General features: G+C 65.7%; 23 protein-coding genes. 12 read left to right on the top strand and 11 right to left on the bottom strand.

Features of this window, described 5'->3' with window-relative positions; all coding sequences use genetic code 11:
* Nucleotides 1-60: 60 nt before the first annotated feature.
* Nucleotides 61-351: a DUF1330 domain-containing protein gene (locus D8Z78_RS11495; RefSeq protein ID WP_121630274.1), complete on the bottom strand. Its 291-nt coding sequence runs from the start codon at nt 349-351 to the stop codon at nt 61-63.
* Nucleotides 352-482: 131 nt separating this feature from the next.
* A complete protein-coding gene (locus D8Z78_RS11500) occupies nt 483-2108 on the bottom strand; it encodes an AMP-binding protein (RefSeq protein ID WP_121630275.1) in 1626 nt (541 codons plus the stop codon).
* Between the two features lie 82 nt (nt 2109-2190).
* Between D8Z78_RS11500 and D8Z78_RS11505 the strand changes: the two genes are divergently transcribed.
* A complete protein-coding gene (locus tag D8Z78_RS11505) occupies nt 2191-2820 on the top strand; it encodes a sulfotransferase family 2 domain-containing protein (protein ID WP_121630276.1) in 630 nt (209 codons plus the stop codon).
* A gap of 12 nt (nt 2821-2832) precedes the next feature.
* Here D8Z78_RS11505 and D8Z78_RS11510 read toward each other — a convergent pair whose 3' ends face one another.
* From D8Z78_RS11510 to D8Z78_RS11520, 3 genes are all read right to left on the bottom strand, one after another.
* A complete protein-coding gene (locus tag D8Z78_RS11510; protein ID WP_121630277.1) occupies nt 2833-3594 on the bottom strand; it encodes a lysozyme family protein in 762 nt (253 codons plus the stop codon).
* A gap of 69 nt (nt 3595-3663) precedes the next feature.
* The gene (locus D8Z78_RS24840) at nt 3664-4065 is read right to left on the bottom strand and encodes a hypothetical protein (RefSeq protein ID WP_128910771.1); all 402 of its coding nucleotides are present in this window, start codon (nt 4063-4065) and stop codon (nt 3664-3666) included.
* A complete protein-coding gene (locus tag D8Z78_RS11520; RefSeq protein WP_121630279.1) occupies nt 4062-4682 on the bottom strand; it encodes a ribonuclease T2 family protein in 621 nt (206 codons plus the stop codon). Before D8Z78_RS11520 ends, D8Z78_RS24840 begins: the two co-directional genes overlap by 4 nt.
* 261 nt (nt 4683-4943) lie before the next feature.
* On the opposite strand from D8Z78_RS11520, the gene D8Z78_RS11525 reads away from it, so the two are divergent.
* The 6 genes from D8Z78_RS11525 to D8Z78_RS11550 all read left to right on the top strand — a co-directional run bounded on the left by D8Z78_RS11525 (nt 4944) and on the right by D8Z78_RS11550 (nt 11434).
* Nucleotides 4944-5696: a DUF1013 domain-containing protein gene (locus D8Z78_RS11525; RefSeq protein WP_121630280.1), complete on the top strand. Its 753-nt coding sequence runs from the start codon at nt 4944-4946 to the stop codon at nt 5694-5696.
* Nucleotides 5697-6002: 306 nt separating this feature from the next.
* Nucleotides 6003-6908 carry a LysR family transcriptional regulator gene (locus D8Z78_RS11530; RefSeq protein ID WP_121630281.1) on the top strand — a complete coding sequence of 302 codons (906 nt, stop codon included), beginning with the start codon at nt 6003-6005 and terminating at the stop codon, nt 6906-6908.
* A 117-nt stretch (nt 6909-7025) separates the two neighbouring features.
* Nucleotides 7026-8546, top strand: coding sequence for an amidase (locus D8Z78_RS11535; protein ID WP_121630334.1), 1521 nt, complete (start codon nt 7026-7028; stop codon nt 8544-8546).
* Nucleotides 8547-8556: 10 nt separating this feature from the next.
* Nucleotides 8557-9840 carry a TRAP transporter large permease gene (locus tag D8Z78_RS11540; protein ID WP_121630282.1) on the top strand — a complete coding sequence of 428 codons (1284 nt, stop codon included), beginning with the start codon at nt 8557-8559 and terminating at the stop codon, nt 9838-9840.
* A gap of 22 nt (nt 9841-9862) precedes the next feature.
* A complete protein-coding gene (locus tag D8Z78_RS11545; RefSeq protein ID WP_121630283.1) occupies nt 9863-10837 on the top strand; it encodes a TRAP transporter substrate-binding protein in 975 nt (324 codons plus the stop codon).
* A 57-nt stretch (nt 10838-10894) separates the two neighbouring features.
* Nucleotides 10895-11434 carry a TRAP transporter small permease gene (locus D8Z78_RS11550; RefSeq protein WP_121630284.1) on the top strand — a complete coding sequence of 180 codons (540 nt, stop codon included), beginning with the start codon at nt 10895-10897 and terminating at the stop codon, nt 11432-11434.
* A 127-nt stretch (nt 11435-11561) separates the two neighbouring features.
* Here D8Z78_RS11550 and recR read toward each other — a convergent pair whose 3' ends face one another.
* The 4 genes from recR to D8Z78_RS11570 all read right to left on the bottom strand — a co-directional run bounded on the left by recR (nt 11562) and on the right by D8Z78_RS11570 (nt 14782).
* Entirely contained in the window at nt 11562-12155 is a 594-nt protein-coding gene (gene recR, locus D8Z78_RS11555; protein ID WP_121630285.1) for a recombination mediator RecR, read from the bottom strand.
* Nucleotides 12156-12203: 48 nt separating this feature from the next.
* Nucleotides 12204-12548, bottom strand: a complete 345-nt coding sequence (locus tag D8Z78_RS11560; protein WP_121630286.1) for a YbaB/EbfC family nucleoid-associated protein — start codon at nt 12546-12548, stop codon at nt 12204-12206.
* A gap of 73 nt (nt 12549-12621) precedes the next feature.
* Complete coding sequence (locus D8Z78_RS11565) at nt 12622-13056, bottom strand: hypothetical protein (RefSeq protein WP_121630287.1); 435 nt, start codon at nt 13054-13056, stop codon at nt 12622-12624.
* Nucleotides 13043-14782, bottom strand: coding sequence for a DNA polymerase III subunit gamma/tau (locus tag D8Z78_RS11570; protein ID WP_121630288.1), 1740 nt, complete (start codon nt 14780-14782; stop codon nt 13043-13045). Before D8Z78_RS11570 ends, D8Z78_RS11565 begins: the two co-directional genes overlap by 14 nt.
* Before the next feature lie 228 nt (nt 14783-15010).
* On the opposite strand from D8Z78_RS11570, the gene D8Z78_RS11575 reads away from it, so the two are divergent.
* From D8Z78_RS11575 to D8Z78_RS11585, 3 genes are all read left to right on the top strand, one after another.
* A complete protein-coding gene (locus tag D8Z78_RS11575) occupies nt 15011-16531 on the top strand; it encodes an ankyrin repeat domain-containing protein (RefSeq protein ID WP_240672096.1) in 1521 nt (506 codons plus the stop codon).
* A gap of 109 nt (nt 16532-16640) precedes the next feature.
* A complete protein-coding gene (locus D8Z78_RS11580; RefSeq protein WP_121630289.1) occupies nt 16641-17492 on the top strand; it encodes a glucosamine kinase nucleotide-binding domain-containing protein in 852 nt (283 codons plus the stop codon).
* Nucleotides 17489-18583 carry an N-acetylglucosamine-6-phosphate deacetylase gene (locus tag D8Z78_RS11585; RefSeq protein ID WP_420824314.1) on the top strand — a complete coding sequence of 365 codons (1095 nt, stop codon included), beginning with the start codon at nt 17489-17491 and terminating at the stop codon, nt 18581-18583. The genes D8Z78_RS11580 and D8Z78_RS11585 overlap by 4 nt, the downstream gene beginning before the upstream one ends.
* A gap of 54 nt (nt 18584-18637) precedes the next feature.
* Here the strand turns inward: D8Z78_RS11585 and irr are convergent, their stop codons facing one another.
* On the bottom strand, nt 18638-19051 hold the full coding sequence (irr, locus tag D8Z78_RS11590) for a Fur family transcriptional regulator Irr (RefSeq protein WP_121630291.1): 414 nt from the start codon (nt 19049-19051) through the stop codon (nt 18638-18640).
* Between the two features lie 168 nt (nt 19052-19219).
* Here irr and fabA point away from each other — a divergent pair, with 168 nt between their 5' ends.
* A complete protein-coding gene (fabA, locus tag D8Z78_RS11595) occupies nt 19220-19729 on the top strand; it encodes a bifunctional 3-hydroxydecanoyl-ACP dehydratase/trans-2-decenoyl-ACP isomerase (protein ID WP_121630292.1) in 510 nt (169 codons plus the stop codon).
* Between the two features lie 189 nt (nt 19730-19918).
* Nucleotides 19919-21307: a sensor histidine kinase gene (locus D8Z78_RS11600; RefSeq protein ID WP_164932948.1), complete on the top strand. Its 1389-nt coding sequence runs from the start codon at nt 19919-19921 to the stop codon at nt 21305-21307.
* Between the two features lie 3 nt (nt 21308-21310).
* On the opposite strand, the gene D8Z78_RS11605 is transcribed toward D8Z78_RS11600, so the two are convergent.
* A complete protein-coding gene (locus D8Z78_RS11605) occupies nt 21311-21550 on the bottom strand; it encodes a hypothetical protein (RefSeq protein WP_121630294.1) in 240 nt (79 codons plus the stop codon).
* Nucleotides 21551-21687 lie beyond the last annotated feature (137 nt).

Genomic DNA, 21687 nt, shown 5'->3' on the forward strand with positions numbered 1-21687 from the left:
CGGTCTCTGCTCTGCCGCGCAGGTTAGCATGCGGGCCGGAGGGCGTCCATCGGCAGGGTGTCAGCCGACGATCGAGACGTTGTAGGTGGTGAACGCCCGGTCCCGCATCGGGATTACGGCGCGGTATTCGGGGCTGTCGAACAGGTCATGGACCGCTTCGATATCGGGATATTGCACGATCATGACATTCTCGGCGGGCTTGTCGCCCACCACGACATCATCGACCGGAAAATGCTGGGTGACCTTTGCCCCCGCCTTTTCCAAAAGCGGCGTGGTCGCGTCCAGATAGGCTTGGTATGCTTCGGGTTCCTCCGTGTTGACGGTGACGCAGGCGATCACGAATACGGGCATGTTGCCTCCCGTTTGGGTTGTGTTTCCCGAAGTTTATCAGGAGGTTGCCACCTCACACTGTCACAAGGGTGACCTAAGGGCAATCAGGCATTGCGCCGCGTGGGCGGGGATCGCCCCCGCCCGTCGTCCGCTCAGAGCGATTTCGCCAATGTCCGCAATTCGAACTTCTGGATCTTGCCGGTGGAGGTCTTGGGCAATTCCTGAAAGACCACCTTCTTCGGGCATTTGAACCCGGCCAGTTTTTCGCGGGCAAAGGCGATCAGATCGGCCTCGGACACGTCATGCCCGTCCTTCAATTCGACAAAGGCGCAGGGCACCTCGCCCCACTTTTCGTCCGGTTTGGCGACGACGGCACAGAGCAGCACGGCGTCATGCGCCATCAAGGTGCCCTCGACCTCGACCGAGCTGATATTCTCGCCGCCGGAGATGATGATGTCCTTCGCCCGGTCGGCGATCTGCACGTAGGTATCGGGGTGTTGCACGGCGATGTCGCCGGAATGGAACCAGCCGCCGTCAAAGGCCTCTTCGGTGGCTTTCGGGTTCTTGTAGTATCCTTTCATCACGCCGTTGCCGCGAAACATGATCTCGCCCTTGGTCTCGCCGTCCATGGGGATCGGCTGGCCGTTGTCGTCGTGGACCTCGACCCCTTCCATGAAGGGCATGGCGACGCCCTGCCGGGCCTTGATCGCGGCGCGGTCGGCGCCTTGCAGCGGCTCCCATTGCGCTTGCCATGTGCATTCGGTCGCCGGTCCGTAGACCTCGGTCAGGCCGTAGACCTGCGTCACGTTGAAGCCCATCGGCTCGATCTTGGCCAGCGTCGCGGGGGCAGGGGGAGCACCGGCGGTAAAGACCTCGACGATGTGGTCGAAGTCGCGTTTCTGATCCGCAGGGGCGTTGACCAGCATATTCAGCACGATGGGCGCGCCGCCGAAATGGGTGACGCCCTCATCGGCGATGGCGTCGAAGATCGCGGGCGCGGTGATGTCGCGGCAGCAGACCACGGTGCCGCCGAGCACCGGCATCATCCATGTGTGGCACCAGCCATTGCAGTGGAACAGCGGCACGATGGTCAGGTATTTCGGATGCAGCACCATCCGCCAGCTGACGACCTGCCCCATGGCGTTCAGATACGCCCCGCGATGGTGATAGACCACGCCCTTGGGCCGCCCCGTGGTGCCCGAAGTATAATTGAGCGCGATGCTTTCCCATTCATCCTGCGGCATGATCCATGCGAAGGACGGATCGCCCCCGGCCAGCACATCCTCGTATTGCGGATAGTCGGAATGTTTGTGCACACCGGCATGGTCGTCGGGGACCTCGATCACCTGCGGTGGCGTGCCCTCCATCCGGTCCAGCGCCTCGGCCAACATTGGCAGAAACTGCGGATCACACAGGACGACACGCGCCTCGCCATGGTCGAGGATATAGGCGACGGTGTCTGGATCGAGGCGGGTGTTGATGGCGTTCAGGACAGCACCACAGGCGGGCACGGCGAAATGCGCCTCGGCCTGCGCGGGGATGTTGGGCAGGATCGTCGCAACGACGTCGCCCGCTTCCACCCCCATCGCGGCCAGCGCCGAGGCCAGACGCGTGACGCGCTCATGGTACTGGGCGTAGGTCTTGCGATGCGGGCCATAGACCACCGCCGGGTGGTCCGGCCAGATCGAGGCGGCCCGGTTCAGAAAGCTCAGCGGCGTCAGGGCCACGTGATTGGCGGCGCATTTGTCCAGCCCGGTTTCGTCCTTCATCCAGCCCATCTCGGCCTCCCTCTTGGTCGCGCACGGACTATGGCCAAGGATTCGACTGGTGAAAAGGCAGGTTAGCGGTAAACATGGCGCCATGATCATCTCGCCCGGACGTCGTTTCATTTTCGTGCATATCCCCAAGACCGGGGGAACCTCGATGGCGCTGGCGCTGGAGGCGCGCGCGCACCGCGACGACATCCTGATCGGGGACACGCCCAAGGCGCGCAAGCGCCGCGCGCGGGTCGAAAAGATCGTGGCCCCGGGCCGCCTGTGGAAGCATTCGACGCTCGAGGACATCAAGGGCGTGGTGCCGCTTGAGGGGATGTGCGTCTTTTGCCTCGTGCGCAACCCGTGGGACCGGATGGTCAGCTACTACCACTGGCTGCAGGGGCAGTCCTTCGATCACCCGGCGGTGGGCCTTGCGCAGCGGCTGGGCTTTGCGGATTTCATGCGCCACCCGTTCAACGTGAAGGTGCTGCGCGACTGGCCCTACGGGCGCTATGTCACGGTCGGGGGCAAGGAGCGCTGCGACCTGTTCATCAGGCTGGAACACCTGCGCGAGGACTGGGCGCCCTTGGTCGACCATCTCGGCTTCGAACCCGAGATCGGCCATGCGAACCGGTCCGAGCGCGGCGAATATCGCGGCTATTACGACGACGCGCTGGCGGAATGGGTCGAGGGGATCTTTCGCACCGACATCGATCGCTTCGGCTATACGTTCTGAACGCCGCGCGCCTCAGGACGGAAAGATCGCCGCCATTTCCTTGTCGAAGCGCGCCCATGTGATGCTGGCCTTGTTGCCTGCATAGCCGTGGTAATGCGATTTGCCGGTGGAATTCGGCAGGCCCGCCCAGATCTTGGCAAGGTTGTTCATGAAGGCCTTCCGGCTGAGTTCGCCCCGCCTGATCTTGTTCAGACCGGCTTCCTCCAGCAGGATATCGGCCAGCGCGTCCTGGACCTGAGGGGTAAAGCGCGTCTCGGGGCCAAAACCCGCCTGCTTGGCCAGACGGCGCAAGGTCGAGGGGATGAACTGGTAGCGCCCGATGGCGTGGGGCTGGCGCGGGGTGGCTTTGATCCAAGCGTAGATTTCGCCCAAGGTCATGTCCGTGGGGGCCTTGGACGGCTTCACGCGCGCCCCGTGCTGGACGGAATCGTAGCCCTTGGACGAGGCCTCGGCGCTGGCGATGACGTGCCGGATGCGGTCGGCATCCGAGGCAAACGGGCCGGGCTGGGGCAGGGCAACCGGGCGCGAGCGATGCGCGCGGATCGGCGCGGGGGAAAAGAACCCGTCCTGCCCCCCGGCGAACAGGCTGGCGCTTTGGACCTTTGCCCCCCCTTGGCCGGGGGGGATCAACGGCGCCGCGCGCGATGTGATCAAGGCCGCGCTGGCCGATTGGATCAACGGCACGCCCCCGGACTGCAACAGGCTGCCCTGTTGCGCCAGCAACGGGCTGGCGAGCAGGGACAGGCACAGGGCAAGCAGGCGTGACAGCGGCATCGGGACCTCTCGTGGCAACTCAAGAGGTTTTGCCGCAAATGTGTTGAAAAAGGTTTGAGCCTTGCAGGATCAATTCGCCCAAGGTGCGGCGGGGCAGTCAAGCGCGATCAGGCGGCCCTGTTCAAAGCGCGCCGTGACGCCGATCCCCCAATCGGTTTTGTGCGCGTACCAGCCATAGGCCGCGCCCTCTTGGCGGGCCGGTTCCCCGAGCAAAAGATAGGCTCGCGCCACGCTGTCCCCGATGGCCAGACGGTGGCATTGCGCGGCCGGATAGGACTGCACCCCACATGTTCCTTCCTCATGACAGGTCTCTGTCATGCAGCGGTTGGCAACTGGTGACCAAAGCCCGTCACGTACGCTCTCACAGACATATTGTCGGGGTTTCGGACGGTTGGCCCAAACGCTTGGTGGTAGGAATTGCAGGCACAGCACCAGCCCGATGGCCGCGATCAAAGCGACGAGGCGCTTCACCGCACCGGTTCGAACAGGGCGTTCGTCATCTTGCAATCGCGCACTACGTCACGGCCGCAGGGCACGGGATCAAGGTCTTTGGACAGGCAGACGCGTGCTTCTTGGATGTGGCCATCCTTGCAGGTGATGGTGATCATGTCCGGCTCAAGCTCCGGGTTGGCCTCGATGAAGGCCTGTTCGACCACCTCGGCGGGCAATTTGACCGTGTCCTCCAGCCTGCGGAAAATCTCTGGCCGGGTGATGGTGCCGTAGGCCTCGCGCGAGAGCGCGTAATAGGCGGTGGCGGACAGGCCGCTGCACACCCCGTGCTTCTTCCATTGGTGCCATGCCAGACCGGAGGTGCCCATGATATCGGCCATCTCCGACGTCATCTGGCGCGAGGGCTGGCGTTCCGTTGTGGTGCAGTAAGACGGGTAGCCACGATGGTATTGCGGCCAGAGACCGTGCAGCACCCAGCCGAAATCGCGGTCGCATTGCGGCGAGTTGCGCGCGTCGCCTTCGAGCGCGCACCAGTTCGGCGACCAGCTGAGCGACATGACGTAATAGTCGAACTCGCCCGAGATGTCTTGGGCCAAGGCGGGCGTGGCAAGCAGGGCGAGAAGGGCGGTCAGGCGCATGGGGAACCTCGGACTGTGGACGCGGGATTGGTAGCCCGTTCAGCCGGTTTTTGCCAGAACCATGTGGCGGTCACGGGCTGTTCAAGGCGATACGCGGATTTTCACTTCCCCTTTACGGCTTTGCCCCCTATATAGGCGCCAAGTTTCCCGACAGAGGTAACCCGCTCCGGTCCGCCGGGGTGCCCGTGGCAAGGCCGCGGGCGCGGCAACAGACTTGGCCGGGGTTCACCGGTCGGACCGTTGACGCAAAGGAGCACACCCATGGCGAAGCTGCTGCACCCCAAGGCGACCGCCGTCTGGCTGGTCGACAACACCACGCTGACCTTCAAGCAGATCGGCGATTTCACCGGCTTCCACGAGCTGGAAATCCAAGGCATCGCCGATGGCGACGTGGCCGTGGGCGTCAAGGGCTTTGACCCGGTCGCCAACAACCAGCTGGAGCAGGCCGATATCGACCGCGCCGAAAAGGACCCGCTGGCCCGGCTGAAGCTGAAGCACAACCCCGCCGCCCGCGACGAGGACAAGCGCCGCGGCCCGCGCTACACGCCCCTGTCAAAGCGTCAGGACCGCCCCAACGCGATTCTTTGGCTGGTCAAGTTCCACCCGGAACTGTCCGATGGCCAGATCGCCAAGCTGGTCGGCACGACCAAGCCGACGATCCAGTCGATCCGCGAGCGCACCCATTGGAACATCCAGAACATGCAGCCGATCGACCCGGTTGCGCTGGGCCTGTGCAAGCAGTCCGAACTGGACGCCGCTGTCGCCAAGGCCGCAAAAGCCGCCGGCACCACCATGAGCGACGACGAACGCCGCAAGCTGGTCTCGACCGAGCAGAGCCTCGAGATGACCGACGAGCCGCGCCTGCCGTCGGCCATCGAGGGCTTCGAGAACTTCTCGTTGACCGACCCGCGCGGTGAAGAGGAAGAGGACGAACCGGATTACAGCGATCCCGACAGCTTCTTCAAATCGCCCGCAGCGGAGGATGAGGATGACGAGGACGATCAGCCGCGCTGATCCTACCGCCCCCAAGACCCGGCCACTGGCCGGGTTTTTCATATGCTGCCCCAGATGCGCGCCCCAAGGCGCACGACGCGCCCTCCCGCGTGGTCAACGACTTGCGGCTGCGGGCCACGTGACCACGTCTCCGCGCCGTTCAAAGATTGGAAATCGGGGCGCGCATGGTAGATACAGGGTGGGATCACTGAGGTTTGGCTGCAATCCGAAGGCAGCTGATGGCTTGACGAAATCACGTCGTCTCATGCGGAAGAGGGCAGGCAAATCGACCAAGCCGACTTCAAAAGACAGCTGACCATCCGGCATTTGCGGGTCATCCACGGGCTGGCCGAGCTCAAGCTGGTCGCGCGGGTGGCAGCGGCGTTGAACGTGACCCAACCGGCCGTGTCCAAGCAGATCAACGAATTGGAAGCCATCATCGGCACGCCGATCATCGCAAGAAAGCGCAACCGGCTGCACCTGACACCGGTCGGGGAGCGTCTGGCAGAGCATGCAAGGCAGGTCCTGAACCAGTTGGACCGGGCGTCCTTCGACATTCAGGCGATGGCCAGCGGTGTCTCGGGCGCGGTGACGGTGGGGGTGGTCAGTTCGGTCGCGCCGATCCTGTTGCCCGGCGCGATCAGCCTGTTCAAACGCAGTGCGCCCGATGCCAGCCTGTCGGTGACCGAAGGCCATTTCGTATCGCTCTATCCACGGCTCGAGGCCGGGCAGATCGACCTGCTGATCGCCCGCGTCTGGCAGCCGCAAGACCTGCCGGGGATCGAGCAGGCGGTCATGTTCAGCGAGCCGCTGGTGGTCGTGGCCGGGCGGGATCATGCGCTGGCGCGGCAGGAGGATGTCAGGTGGCCAGAGGCGGTGCGTTGGCCTTGGGTCCTGCCGCAGCCGGATTCGGTGGCGCGGCGCGCGGTGGATGCGCTCTTTGCGGAGTACGGGCTGACCACGCCGTCGAACACGATTTCATCTCTATCGCTGTCTTTGAACCTCGAACTGCTGCGCGAGATGCCGGTTCTGGCACTGTTTCCGCAAAGCCTTGCGCAGGCCTACGCGGCGCGCGGTGACTTGGTGGTTCTGCCGCTTGATACCGCGGGCTTCCTCTCCGAGGCGCGGTGCTTCTGGAAATCGGGTGCGGAACTGTCCAACAGCACCTTCGCGCTGTTCATGGATTGCCTGCGGCAGACCGCAAATCAGGCCAATACCATTCCATTTGGTTAGGTTTAATGGCGCAGATTTCATTATCATTGCCATGACTTGCCGCCCTATCCTTAACCGAGGGATATGAAGGGGGAGGAGGCCGCACCGGGATTTGCCGTGCGGTCGCTGGGCGACACCATGAAACAAGAAGATATCGTACAGCTCTCGGCGCGCGACGTGCTCGTCGCTTTTGCGCGGCATGACTTGACGCCCAGCGACTACCTTGAAGCCTGCCTGACGCATATTTCCCGCGTGAACCCGTTGATCAATGCGCTGACGGCGTTCGACACGGAACGGGCCGTGGCCGCGGCGGCGCGTGCGACAGCGCGTTGGGCGGCCAATGCGCCCATCGGTGCGCTGGACGGCCTTCCCATCGGCGTCAAGGACCTGCAGGACACGGCGGGTCTGCTGACCACCCATGGCAGCCCCCGGGCGCGGGGGAATGTCCCCGAGGCCGATTTGCCGATGGTGGCGCGATTGCGCGCGGCGGGGGCCATCGTCTTGGCCAAGACCAACGTGCCGGAGATGGGGGCGGGTGGGAACAGTCGGAACCCGGTCTGGGGCGCGACGGGCAATCCTTTCGATCCCGCGTTGATCGCGGGCGGGTCGTCGGGTGGATCGGCGGCGGCGCTGGCGGCCGACATGCTGCCCCTGTGCACCGGCTCGGACACGGGTGGGTCGTTGCGGCTGCCCGCTGCGATCTGCGGCGTCGTGGGCTACCGCCCGTCGGTCGACGTGATCGCGCATCCGACGCGACCGCTGGGCTGGTCGGGGATTTCGGTGTTGGGCCCGATGGCACGGGACATGGATGATCTGCTGCTGATGCTGGGCGTCTGTGCGGGGCATGATGCGAACGATCCGCTGTCCATGCCGTCCGCCCCTGCGCGCTTTGCCGGGTTTTCCGGAAAACCGCTGAGCGCGCTGCGCCTTGGCTGGTCCGAAGACTTTGGCGATGCGCCGGTCGATGCGGATATCCGCGCGACCTTCCACGCGCGGCTCAAGGCGCTTGCCCCGCATGTGGCCGAGTGCCGCGCGGTGGACCTGAACCTTGGCGAGATGGACCGCACCTTCGACATCCTGCGCGCCGAAAGCTTTTTGTCGGCCTTCGATGGCCCGGCGCAAAGGGCGCCGCAGGATTTCGGTGACACGATCCACGCAAACCTTGCCTTGGGTCGTCAATTCACTCTGGCGGACAGAGGCTGGGCCCATGCCGAGCAAACCCGCATCCTGCGGGCATTCAACGCGCGCATTGCCGGGCTGGATGCCATCCTGTTGCCGACCGTGCCGGTCTCTCCGTTCCCGTGGACGCAACCGCATGCCGAACGGATCGACGGGCAAGAGATGGATATCTACTACCGTTGGTTGGCGCTGACCTATCGCGGCTCCTTGATGGGTGGCCCGTCGATCACCCTGCCCACGGGACGAGACGGCGCCGGGATGCCCTTTGGTCTGCAGATGCTTGGGCCAGTGCGCGGCGACGAGGGGCTGTTGGCCGTTGCCAAGGCCATCGAAACGCTCTTTGCCGCCGACCCCGAAACCGCGCGTCCGCGCCCCGATCTGGCGCGGCTGAAGCCGGTCGAGCCGGGGCTGCGCTCCATCGTCACGCACCCGCCGTCGACCCAGCCCCAGAGGGCCGGGGCCGTGCAAACCGCAGTCTGAGAACATGCCCATGTGGATCATTCCCGTTGTCTTCGTTGTCCTGCTGATCAGCGGCACCGCGTTTGCCTATCTGATGGGGGCGGTGTCGGTGCTGTCTTTCGTAATGGTCGGCAAGGCGCAGTTCCTGTCGATCCTGCCGCAGCGCATCTTTGCCCAGCTTGACGTCTTCGCGTTCATGGCCATGCCGCTGTTCATCCTGACCGCCGAGATCATGACCCGCGCGGGCGTGACGCGCAGCCTGATCGATTTCTCGCTGTCCATCGTCGGGCGGTTCCGGGGGGGCTTGGGGCATGTGAACATCCTGACCTCGGTGTTCTTTGCGGGCATCTCGGGCTCGGCCATCGCAGATAGCGCGGCGCTGTCGCGGACATTCGTACCCGAGATGGAAGAGCGCGGGTATGACCGCTATTACGCGGGCGCCATCACGGCGGCCTCTTCGATGATCGGGCCGATCATCCCCCCATCGATCATCATGATCATCTACGGCGGCCTGACGGGCGCATCGGTGGCCGCGCTGTTTGCGGCCGGGGTCATTCCGGGCCTGCTTCTGGCGGTGGCGCTGATCGTGCTGAATGCGGTGATCGCGCGCCTGCGCAACCATCCGGGCGGTGCCTCTGACGATCTGCCGCGCTTCTGGCCCAGCCTGAAACGCGCGGCCCCGGCGCTGCTCTTGCCGGTGGTCATCCTCGGATCGTTGGTGCTGGGCCTTGCCACGCCAACCGAAGGCTCGGCGGTTGCCGTGCTCTTTGCGCTGATCGCAGGGCAGTTCTACACCGGGCTGAGCCGCAAGATGATCGTGGAGGCGCTGGAAGCCACGGCGCGGATGACCGGGACGATCTTCATCATTCTGGCCGCGATCTCCGTTCTGGGGTTTCTGGCCGGGCAGATGGGCTGGAGCCAGGCTCTCGCCGATTGGGTGGAAAGCATTGGCCTGACCGGCCCCAGATACCTCTTTTTCCTCGTGGGTATTTTCCTGCTGGCGGGGATGTTCATGGACACGCCGGTGGCCCTGTCGCTGCTGATCCCGCTGTTCGCACCGCAGGCGCTGGAGCAGGGGATCAATCCGATCCATCTCGGGATCGTGCTGTGTTTCAACCTGTGCGTCGGGCTGATCACGCCCCCCTTGGGCAAATGTCTGGTGGTGGTCGCGGCGCTCACCAACCTGAATTACTGGCGGCTGGCCTGGACGGCCCTGCCTTTTGTCGTGGTGCAGGTTCTGCTGCTGCTGGCGCTGGCCTATTGGCCAGAACTGAGTCTGAGCGTGCCGCGCCTTGCTGGCTTTTCCGTCGATTGAGTTACAAATGGGAGGACTGAATATGAAACTCAAAGCACTCGCCCTTGTGGCGCTTATGGCCTCGGCCTCGGCTGTGTCTGCCGAAGTGAAGATCGCGCTCGACAGCGGCCCCGATCTGGAGACCTCGGGATCGTACAACTGGGCGCAGGCCTTTGGCGCCAGGTTGAAAGAGGGCGGCATGGACCCGCGCGAAATGCCCCGCGGCTCGGTCGGCAACGAGGCCGAGAAATTCGACCAGTTGTCCACCGGCCTGCTCGAAGTCTCGCTGTCCGATGTGCGCGCCATCGCGCAGGTCGATCCCTTCGTCTATGGGCTGCGCTTGCCGTACATGTTCGACGACGCGGCGCATATGCAGCGCGTGTTGAACGAGGGCAAGCTGTTCGACCGCATCAACGAGTCCATCGCCGGTCAGGACGTGAAGCTGGTCGCCATCGTGCCGATCGGCCCGTCCTCGGGGATCATCACCACCACCGCAGCGGTGCGCAAGCCCGCCGACATGGCAAGCCTGCGGATGCGCGCGCTCGATGACGCCCAGATCGCCATGTATCAGGCTTGGGGCTCGACCGGCACCATCGTGCCGTGGGGCGAAGTGCCCGCGGGTCTTCAGACCGGGGTGATCGATGGCTACCTCAACTCGCCTTTCGTGCCGATCACCTTTGGCCAGACCGACTTCGTCAAGAATTTCTCGGATGCCCGCGTGATCGTCCCGATCCGCGCCGTCATCGTCTCGAAGATGTGGTACGATGGCCTGTCCGATGAGCAGCGCGCAACCGTCGATGCGGCGGTCGAGGCTGGCAACGCGGCCACCCAGGCCTGGCTTGACGAGGTCTCGGAAAGCTCGCTCTCGGCGCTTGAGGACAAGGGCGTCACCGTCCAGCGCCTGACCGATGAAGAGCGCAACGCCTTCCGCGAGCTTTCGAAAGCGGTCTACGAGTCCGGCTTGCTGCCGTCCGAGGACGTGAAGACCTGGAGCGAGCTGTCCGCCAAGGCCCGCTAAGGTCGACCGGGCGCCCGTCAGTCCGGGCGCCCCTTTCCCCAAGCAGAGGCCATCGCCATGCGACACCTGATCATTGCCAGCAGCAACGCGCTGCACCAGGCCGCCCGATGGGTGGCGATCCTTGCCGTCGCCGGGATGTTCGTCACCGTGATGATTCAGGTGGTTGCGCGCTATGGCTTTTCGTCCCCGCCGATCTGGACCGAGGACGTTGCGCGGTACATGATGGTTTGGACCGGGCTGCTGGGAACGACGCTGTCGTTCAAGTCACGCTCGGATGCCGTTCTGATGCAGAGCATCTTTCCGGCGCGTCCGAGCCTTCTGGGTCTGATGGCGGACGCCATCCGCTCGGCGGCGGTTCTCGCCTTCGTGTTGCCGGTCATCTACTTTTCGTTCGTCGGGCTGCGCGGCGGCTTGGCCAAGGGGTATCTGGGCCGTCAAGCCGGGTTGACGGCGGACACGTTGGGGATCGCGATGGTGTGGATCGCGGTGATCGTTCCGATCGCGATGGTCATCATCATCGTTCACTTGGCCGCACAATGGGCGGGCGACGGGGTCGACACGTCGAACGAACAGCCAGTGGACACCAGTCTGGATTGACAGACAGCGTTCGCCGCGACCGCCTTGCGTCCGGGGAGCACAAGGCCGACGCGATCTGGTGTGCAAAGCGTCACGGAGCTTTGCCTGGCCGCCCGTGGGCCTGCCGCAAAAGGCTATTCTCAAGTCATCACAAGGGCTTGCGGGCGTTCAGCGCGGCGGTGATGGTGCCGTCGTCCAGATAGTCCAGCTCGCCGCCGATGGGAACGCCCTGCGCCAGCGAGGTCAGCGTCACCGTGCCCTCCAACTGGTCGGCGATGTAATGCGCGGTGGTCTGGCCGTCGATGGTGGCGTTCAGCGCAAGGACCACCTCGCTGACCGCCTCGGCGGTAATGCGTTGTTTCAACTGCGGAATGCGCAGGTCATCCGGGCCGATCCCGTCCAGCGCCGACAGCGTCCCGCCCAGCACGTGGTAACGCCCCTTGAAGACATTCGCCCGCTCCATCGCCCACAGGTCGGCCACGTCCTCGACAACGCAGAGCAGGCCGTTGGCACGGCCCTCGTCTTCGCACAGCGCGCAGATATCCGAGGTGCCGACATTGCCGCAGTTCAGACATTCGCGCGCGGTGTCGGCCACGACCTGCATCGACTGTGCCAAGGGCTTCAACAGCAGCGCCCGCTTGCGGATCAGGTGCAGAACGGCACGCCGGGCCGAGCGCGGCCCCAGACCGGGCAGCCGCGACATCAGCTCGATCAGCCGTTCGATTTCATCCGTGCCGCTCATGCTTGCGCCGTCCAGTCGTGGGGCGGGGCGAAACCCGCCCCCTTCACATCAGAACGGCAGCTTGAGATCGGCGGGCAGACCCAGCTCTTCGGTGATCTTCGCCATCTCGGCGCGCGAGCGTTCCTGCGCGCGCGACTGCGCATCCTTGATCGCCGCGAGGATCAGGTCCTCGACCACTTCCTTTTCATTGGGGTCAAAGATCTTGGGGTCGATATCGAGGCTCGTCAGTTCGCCCTTGGCGGTGGCGGTCGCCTTGACCAGCCCGGCACCGCTTTCGCCCGTGACGGTGATCGCGCCCAGATCTTCCTGAAGCTGCGTGACCTTTTCCTGCATGGCCTGCGCCTGCTTCATCATCTTGGCCATGTCGCCGAGGCCACCAAGTCCCTTGAGCATATCCGTCTCCTGCATTGTGATTGCAGCCTAGATATGCGTCGCGGGGCAGGGGGGCAAGCCCGCCATGCCCGGACTAAAGCCGCGTCCAACGCAACATGACCGCGCCGAACACCGCAGCAGGCAGACCGATGACCAGACCGAACAGGGCGGTCGGCACGGCAACCAGCCAGAGGATCGCCGGGTCGATGCCAAGAACGCCGTCCTTTGCGAAGCCGAAGCCAAAGGCATAGAGGCAGATCACCAGCCAAGTCAGCAGGCAGGTCAGCGCCAAACCGTAAAGGGCCGCGCCGCGGCGGCTGTGGCCACGTTTGCGCAAGACCAGCATCAGCCCTGTCGCGACCAGACAGGGCAGCGCGTAGAACACTCCGATGTCCAAGACCGTCACCGGTGCGCGCGGCGTCACAAACGCCAGCAGGACGAGGCCAGCCAGATAGCCACCCGGATTGAGCAGACCGCCGAACAGCCAGACCAGCGCCAGCCTTGGCGCGCGCGTGTCAGTCCTCTTCAAACGGGTCCCATTCGTCCTCGACCTCGGGCAGGGCCTCTTCCAACGCGGCAACCTGCGCCTCTTCCTCGGTCTTCACCGCCTTGATGCGGGCCTTGGGAAAGACCTCCAGCGCGGCTTTGACCAGCGGGTGCTGCGCGGCTTCGGCCTCGATGGCCAGCCGCGCGGCGTCGCGCTTTTCCACGATGGTGAGCGCGTCGCAATCCGGCACCAGCGTCACGACCCAGCGGTTGCCCGTCCAGCGTTGCAGCGCCGTCCCCAGTTTGGAGGCCAGATCGCCCGGCGCGTTGTTCGTGGGGGTGAATTCGATCCGCCCGGGGCGGTAATTGGCCAGCCGCAGGCAGCCCTCGACCTCGACCAGCAGCTTCACATCGCGGTTCTGGCGGATCAGTTCGAGCACGTGTTCAAACGTGGGATAGCGGGCCAAGGCCGCCTCGACCGCCTGCGCGGGCACGGCTGAGGCCACCGGGCCGGACGGCCCGGCATGGGTCGGCGTATAGCTGCCCTGTGCGCTGGGGGCCTGCGTGTAGCCTCCGCCACCACCGGACGGCGCGGGCGTTGTGGGGGGCGGTGTGTCCTGCAACTTGCGGATCAGTTCCTCGGGGCTGGGCAGTTCCGCGACATGGGTCAGACGGATGATCGCCATCTCGGCGGCCATCATCGCCACCGGCGCGTTCGAGACCTCCTCGATCGCCTTCAGCAACATCTGCCACGCGCGGCTCAAGGGCCGCATCCCCAACCCATCGGCAAAAGCAAGGCCCCGTGAGCGTTCGTCTGGGCCAATCGTCGGGTCCTCGGCGGCGTCGGGCGTGATCTTTACCACGCTGACCCAATGGGTCAGTTCGGCCAGATCGCGCAGGATCGCCAGCGGGTCGGCCCCGTCGCTGTATTGCGCCGACAGTTCCTCCAGCGCGCCCTTGGCATCGCCGCGCATGATCCGTTCGAACAGGTCCATGACCCGGCCCCGGTCGGCCAGACCCAACATCGCGCGGACCTGATCGGCACCCGTCTCCCCGGCGCCATGCGAAATCGCCTGATCCAAAAGGGAGGTCGCATCGCGCGCCGATCCTTCGGCGGCGCGGGTGATCAGCGCCAGCGCCTCGTCGGTGATCTCGGCGTTTTCCGCCGTCGCGATCTTGCGGAGCAGGGCGATCATCACCTCAGGCTCGATCCGCCGCAAATCGAACCGCTGGCAGCGCGACAGCACCGTGACCGGCACCTTGCGGATTTCCGTGGTGGCAAAGATGAATTTCACATGCGCCGGCGGTTCCTCCAGCGTCTTCAAAAGCGCGTTGAAGGCCGAGGTGGACAGCATGTGCACCTCGTCGATGATGTAGATCTTGTAGCGCGCCGAGGCCGCCCGATAATGCACCGAATCGATGATCTCGCGGATGTCGCCGACGCCCGTGCGCGACGCGGCGTCCATCTCCATCACGTCGACATGGCGGCCTTCCATGATCGCCACGCAATGCTCGCACTTGCCGCAGGGGTCCGTCGTCGGGCCACCATTGCCGTCCGGCCCGATGCAGTTCATCCCCTTGGCGATGATCCGCGCGGTGGTCGTCTTACCGGTGCCGCGAATCCCCGTCATGATGAAGGCCTGCGCGATCCGGTCCGCCTTGAAGGCGTTGCGCAGCGTGCGCACCATCGCATCCTGTCCGACGAGGTCGGCAAAGGTTTCGGGGCGGTACTTGCGGGCGAGCACCTGATATTGCGGGCTGTCGGTCATGGTATCCTGCGCGTCTGGTCGCGGGTAATCTAGGGTGCCGGGGCGGGGGCGTAAACCGCTCATCCGTGGCTTGCCATTCGGCGCGTGGCGCGGCACGATAGGGCAGGGCCGATCACCGGCGGCCTCCTGATCCGCGGAAAGCGCGCGCACCGGTTTGCGACTGTTCACAGGAACATTCGGTTCTCTCTTGCCCGATCAGCGGATCCCGGGCCGTGATGGAGGAAACCGATGTCTGCGGATATCCCCCTTTCGATCGAGGCGTTGCGGCAGGATGCCAAACGCCTTCACCGCGCCTATGAGGCGGGCGAGGTCTGGGCCGTGCAACGTGTCCGGCAACACCCGCCGAGGCGCATGGCTGCGCTCAAACGCGCCGACTTCTTGCATATCGTCGCGCAGGAAACCGGCTTTGACAGCTGGCCCAAGCTCAAGGCCGCCGCCGAGACCTCCGGGCTCGACCGCGCGCAGGCCTTGCAGCGGTTGAAAATCGCGCTGGCCCACGGGCAGGTCAGCCTGACGGCCCGTCTGTTGGAGCGGTTCCCCGATCTGGCCCGAGGGCTGTTTGGTCTGGAATGCGCGCTGTACGACATCGACGCCGTGCGCGCCACGCTGGCGCGTGACCCGGCTCAGGCGGTGACGCAGCGCGGGCCGCGTTCGCCCATGGCGCATCTGTGCTTTTCGAGGTGGTTCAAGGGCGCGGGCCGCGAGGCCGACATGCTGGCCGTCGCCGAGGCGCTGGTCGCACAGGGGGCCTCGGTCGATGATGGCATCATGCACGGGCCGCACCAGCTGTCGGTTCTGTACGGTGCGGTGGCAGCGGATAACATGGTGCTGGTGCGCTGGCTGCTGGAGCATGGCGCGAACTCGAATGACGGCGAGTCGCTTTATCACGCGACCGAGCTGGGGCATCGCGAGGGGCTGAAGATGTTGCTCGACGCTGGGGCCGATCCGAACGGCACCAACGCGCTGCTCCGGGCGATGGATTTCAACGACCACGACGCGGTCGCGCTGTTGCTGGCGCACGGCGCCCGGGTGGATGACTTCAACCCCGCCGAGGTCGGCGGCGAGGCCCCGATGGTCTGCCCGGCTCTGCATCAGGCCGCCCGGCGCGGCTGTGACGCGCGCATGGCCGGGCTGATCCTTGGCGGGGTGGACCCAAACCTGCGCTGGCAAGGGGTGACCGCCTTTGAACTGGCGCGCGTCTTCGGCAATGCCGAAGTGGCGCAGGCCATCGCGGATGGCGGGGCGGATACGACGCTGTCCCCGGCGGTGCAGCCTCTGGTCGATGCGGTCGAGGGGCGCGCGGGCGACTTCATCGACCCCGCCAAACTGCCCGAAGCCCTGACGGATCTGCTGCGCGACATGGTCACGCGGCCCGACCTGCTCGGGGCCATGCAGCGCCTCGTGGCGCGGGGCCTGCCCTATGACCAGCCGGACCGGGTGGAGCGCGTCACGCCGACCCATGCGGCTGGCTGGGCTGGCCTTCCCGAGGTGCTGGGCTGGCTGTTGTCGCTGCGCCCGGACATGGGCTTTGTTAACGGGCATGGCGGGACCTTGCTGACCACGATCCTGCACGGCGCCGAGAATAACCCGGATCGCCACGGGCCGGGCCGGGACTACATCGCCTGTCTCGATATGGTCTTGCATCACGGTGTGGCGCTGCCGCGTTCCGTGATCGAACAGGTGGGCGCGGACGACCTGCGGGCCTTCCTGACCGAATGGGCCGAGGACCACCCCGGACAGGTGGTGTGACAGTCCGTAGGCCGGGGCTGTGCCCCGGCCACGTTTCGACAAACCCCGCGCACAAGGTCTTTTCGCGCGTTGCCGGATTGCTGTAGGAGGGCGCAAAGGGAGGCGTCACATGATCGGTATCGACGGCGGCGGCACCACGTGCCGGGGGGCCTTGATCTGGCAGGGGCGGCGGGTCGACGTGAGCCGCCCCGGGGCCAATGTCACATCGGATTTCGACGGCGCGGTGGCGGCGGTCAGCAACGTCCTGCGCGATCTGGCCAAGGCGGCGGGCTGCACGCTGGACGACCTGTCGCCGCAGCCGGCCTTCCTCGGGTTGGCCGGGGTGACGGATCAGGCGCTGGCCTCGCGTCTGGCCGCCGCCTTGCCCCTTGCGCGCGCGGTGATCGAAGAGGATCGCCGCGCCTCGGTCCTCGATGCGCTTGGCGCGGCCACGGGCTGTGTCGCGGTGATCGGCACTGGGTCGTTCCTTGCACGGCAGGCCGACCATGTGCGCTATGTCGGCGGCCACGGGCTGGCGCTGGGCGACGAGGCGTCCGGAGCCTGGCTGGGGCGGGAGGCGCTGGCCATGGCGCTGCGCGCGGCGGACGGTCTGGCCGCCGATGACGCCCTGCTGGCCGGATTGCGGGCGCGATTGGGCGGCGCAACGGGGATCGCGCGCTTTGCCGCGCAGGCGACGCCGCGCGCCTTCGCCGAGTTTGCCCCCGAAATCGTCGCGGCACGGGGCGTGGCCAGCGTCGAGGCGCTGCTTTGGGAGGGTGCGCGCTACATCGCCGAGGGCTGGCGGGCCTTGGGCTGGCAGCCGGGAGAGGCGGCCTGCCTGACCGGCGGGCTTGGCCCGGTCTATGCCGATTACCTGCCGGACGAGATGCGCGCCTGCCTGACCGCGCCACGAGGCACCGCCCCCGACGGTGCGCTGGCCTTGGCGGCGCGGGTGGCGGAGGGGTGGCGCGGATGGGACTGAGCTTTACCCTGACCGGCGCGCGGGTCTTTGACGGGGCGCGCTTCGTCGAGGGGCCGCTGCGCGTGACCGAGGGGCGCTTTGGCGGGCCGGGCGGCGCGGAGGTGGCGCTGGACGGTGGCATCGTGATGCCGGGCTTCGTCGACCTTCAGGTCAATGGTGGCGGCGGATTGATGTTCAACGACGCCCCCACGGTCGAGACCCTGCGGGTGATGGCCAAGGCGCATGCACGCCTTGGGGCGACCTCGATCCTGCCGACGCTGATCACGGCGCGCCGTGACACGGTCGCGGCGGCCATCGCGGCGGTGCGTGCGGCGGTGGACGAAGGTGTGCCCGGCATCCGTGGCCTGCATCTGGAAGGGCCGCATCTGGCCGTGTCGCGCAAGGGCGCGCATGACGGCGGCCTGATCCGGCCGATGGAACTGGACGACCTTGACATGCTCTGCACGGCCGCGCGCGCGCTGCCGTGCCTGATGGTGACGGTCGCGCCTGAAACCGTGACGCCCGATCAGATCGCCGCGCTGAGCGGGGCGGGGGCTGTGGTGTCGCTGGGCCATTCGGACTGCACCGCAGAGCAGGCGCTGACGGCGGTCGCGGCGGGCGCCTCCTGCGTGACGCATCTGTTCAATGCCATGAGCCAGATGGCCGGGCGGTCGCCGGGGCTGGTCGGTGCGGCGCTGTCCGGCGCGCCGGTCAGGATCGGCGTGATTGCCGACCTCGTGCATGTGGACGCGGTCAGCCTGCAGGTGGCCTTGGCGGCGCGGCCCGAGGGCGTGTTTGCGGTCAGCGATGCGATGGCGGTGGCCGGTACGTCGCTGGATGGCTTTGACCTGAACGACCGTCGGGTGGCGCGCAATGCGGGCCGCTTGACGTTGCCCGACGGGACCTTGGCGGGCGCGGATCTCGACCTTGCGACGGCGGTGCGCAACCTAATGGCCATCGGTGTCAGCGAGGTGCGGGCGCTCGCAATGGTGACCTCCGTTCCGGGAACCATCTCGGGCGCGGGTGGGATCATGGCCGAGGGCGAACCCGCCGACATGGTCTGGCTGAAGGATGGCCGCGTCGCGCGGGCTTGGCAGGGCGGCGCGAACTGAACCCCGCTTTCAGGACTGCCAAGCGGGTCGGAGGATGCCCCCGACCAAAGGCCGTCATTTCCGGCGCAGGCGGATCACCACGTCGACCGAGGCGATCTCGGCCCCGTCGGGCGCGTCGGGCAGGCGCACGATTTCCAGTTGATCGGCGGGCGCGTCGGTGAGCTTTCCGTCATCTTCCCAAAAGAAATGCGGGTGGTCGTGGGTGTTCGTGTCGAAATAGCTCTTCGACCCGTCCACCGTGATCTCCTGCATCAGCCCGGCCTCGCAGAACGCGCGCAGCGTGTTGTAGATCGTGGCCAGCGAAACCTGCTCGCCGGTTTCCTTGGCGGCGGCGAACAGGCTTTCTGCGGTGACGTGCCGATTGTGCCCGTCGCCCACGAGCAAAGCGGCCAGCGCGATGCGCTGCCGCGTCGGGCGCAGGTCACTATGGGCCAGCCAGTCTTTGCCACGTTGGGTCGCGAGGGACATGTCTTTTCTGCGTCTTGTTGTATGCTGTTCGTAATATAGAGGGCTTCGGTCCGGTTTTTCAAATGGAATTGCCCCGAGGCTGCTTGTGCCGCAGGCACTTGCGTGCCGAGGCGCGCGGGTGATAGACGGGGCCGGACTTTGGATCAGACAGCAGAAGGGGCCCCTCGCATGGCCGATTATCCGACCAGCTTCAGCAAGGAAGACCTCTTGAAATGCGCTGCGGGCGAGTTGTTCGGGCCGGGCAATGCCCAACTGCCCGCCCCGCCCATGCTGATGATGGACCGGATCACCGACATTTCCGGCGATGGTGGCTTGCACGGCAAGGGACATGTCGTGGCGGAATTCGACATCACCCCGGACCTGTGGTTCTTCGACTGCCATTTCCCCGGCAACCCGATCATGCCCGGCTGTCTTGGCCTTGACGGTCTGTGGCAGCTGACCGGCTTCAACCTTGGCTGGCGCGGCTGGCAGGGGCGCGGCTATGCGCTGGGCGTGGGCGAGGTCAAGCTGACCGGCATGGTGCGCCCTGACCGCAAGATGCTGACCTACAAGGTGGATTTCACCAAGGCGGTGCAAACCCGGCGGCTGACCATGGGCGTCGCCGATGGCATCGTCGAGGCCGATGGCGAGGTCATCTATCAGGTCAAGGACATGAAAGTCGCCCTGTCCGAAAGCTGATCCGTCCGACGGGCCGCCGAAGTGCAAAACGCCGCCCCGGGCCAAGCCGGGGGCGGCGTTTTCTTGCCGGTCCGGTTGAAATGCAAACCCATGGTGGTCACGTCGTGGCTGCGGTTGCGGCTGCGGGAACCAAATCCCGTGGCAGGACGTTGCGCCGCAAAGGAGTTCTTTTTGTCCGACCATCCCAACATGTCCGATGCCGTTGGGGCATTGCGCTTGCCGGCGCTGATCAACGCGTTGCCGGATGAGTTCGCCATTCTCGATCGAAATGGCGTCGTCGTTGCCGCGAACGATGCATGGCGTCAGTTCAGCATCGAAAACGGCGGCGAGGCGGATCACTATATCGGCAGCCGGTATTTCGAAATCTGCGACAGTGCCGAGGGCGCGTCGAGCGCCGAGGCGCGCATCGTCGTCGATGGCCTGCGCAAGACCCTTGCGACCGGCCAGCCCTTTGTCTGCGAATATCCCTGCGACAGCGACACCGTCAAACGCTGGTTCGAACTGACGGCCACGCGCATCGAATCCGACGACGACGTCTTTCTTGCCGTGCAGCACCGCAACGTGACCGCGCGGCGCGTCCAGCGGACGGCGCTGGAGCAGGCCTATATCGACAGCAGCGCGCTGGCGGCGCTGGTGACGGGCACGACCGATCCGATTCTCAGTTACGATCTCGACGGCAACATCGCGACATGGAACCCGGCGGCGGAAAAGCTGTACGGCTACACCCATGACGAGGCGGTGGGCCAGCCGCTTAGCCTGCTATACCCGCCGGATTGGCCCAAGCCGGTCAGCTGGTATCGCGACGAGATCCTTGCCGGGCGGCTCGAACGGTTCGAGGCGACGCGGATCGGCAAGGACGGCACGGCGCACGAGGTCTGGATCAGTTGCGCCCCGATCAGGTCCGCGACGGGCGAGGTCGTGGCGATCTCGAACATCCACCGCGACATCACCGAGCTGCGCAAGGCCGAGAAGGCGCGCGAATTGCTGGCCCGCGAGGTCATCCACCGCGCCAAGAACATGCTGACGATCGTGTCGGCGGTTCAGCGTCAGACCGCGCGCACCGCGTTGTCGGTCGAGGATTTCCACCGCAGTTTCGGCGCGCGCATCGCCGCGCTGGCCAAATCGACCGACCTGCTGGTCGGCGGCGACTGGTCGGCCGTGCCGCTGGGGGCGCTGATCGACGGACATCTGCGGCCCTTCGTGGCCGACACCGATCACCGGATTCGACTGGATGGCCCCGATGTGCGGCTGGCGCCGCAAGCGGTGCAGACGATTGGGGTGGCGTTCCACGAACTGGCGACCAATTCGCTCAAATACGGTGCGTTGCACCACGACGTGGGTGAGATCGACATTTCATGGGCGCTGTCGCCGGACGCCACGGACAAGGCGATCACCCTGTCTTGGCGGGAGACCAAACTGGCCCAGCCGCCGCGCGAAAGCGGCACCGGCTTCGGCTCGACCGTGCTGACCTCGCTGGCGCCGTCCATGCTGGGGACGAAGGCGGATTACAGTCTGACCGATGAGGCCGTGCATTGGCACATCTCGATCCCAGAGGCCCATTTCACGCTGGACATGTGACGATCAGACCGACGGCCATTCGCGGTCCGGCGCGCTCTGATGGTCCTCGGACGGGCCGATCATCCACAAAAGCAAGATGGCCACCAGCGGACTGAGCAACAGGGACACCAAGATCCACGCGAGTGCGCTGCGGCCACGGTCCTCGGCCATTTGAGCCGGCACGACGAATGTCAGCCAGACCGACAGCGCGACGACGCCCACGACTATGACCGCGGCAAAAATGTATCCGAATGTATCAGTCAAAGGGTCCAACCTGTTCTCGCCCGGGCCTTGGGTGTTTTGCAGCCGTCCGACGCGACGAACGTACAGCAGGGGGGGCCACGGATGCAATGCGGGGTTGTGAGCTGTCATGCGTTCCTCGCACCTTGCGCCGCCCCCGC

This window comes from Tropicibacter alexandrii (genome assembly GCF_003667315.2).
GTDB classification, from domain to species: Bacteria; Pseudomonadota; Alphaproteobacteria; order Rhodobacterales; family Rhodobacteraceae; genus Tropicibacter; species Tropicibacter alexandrii.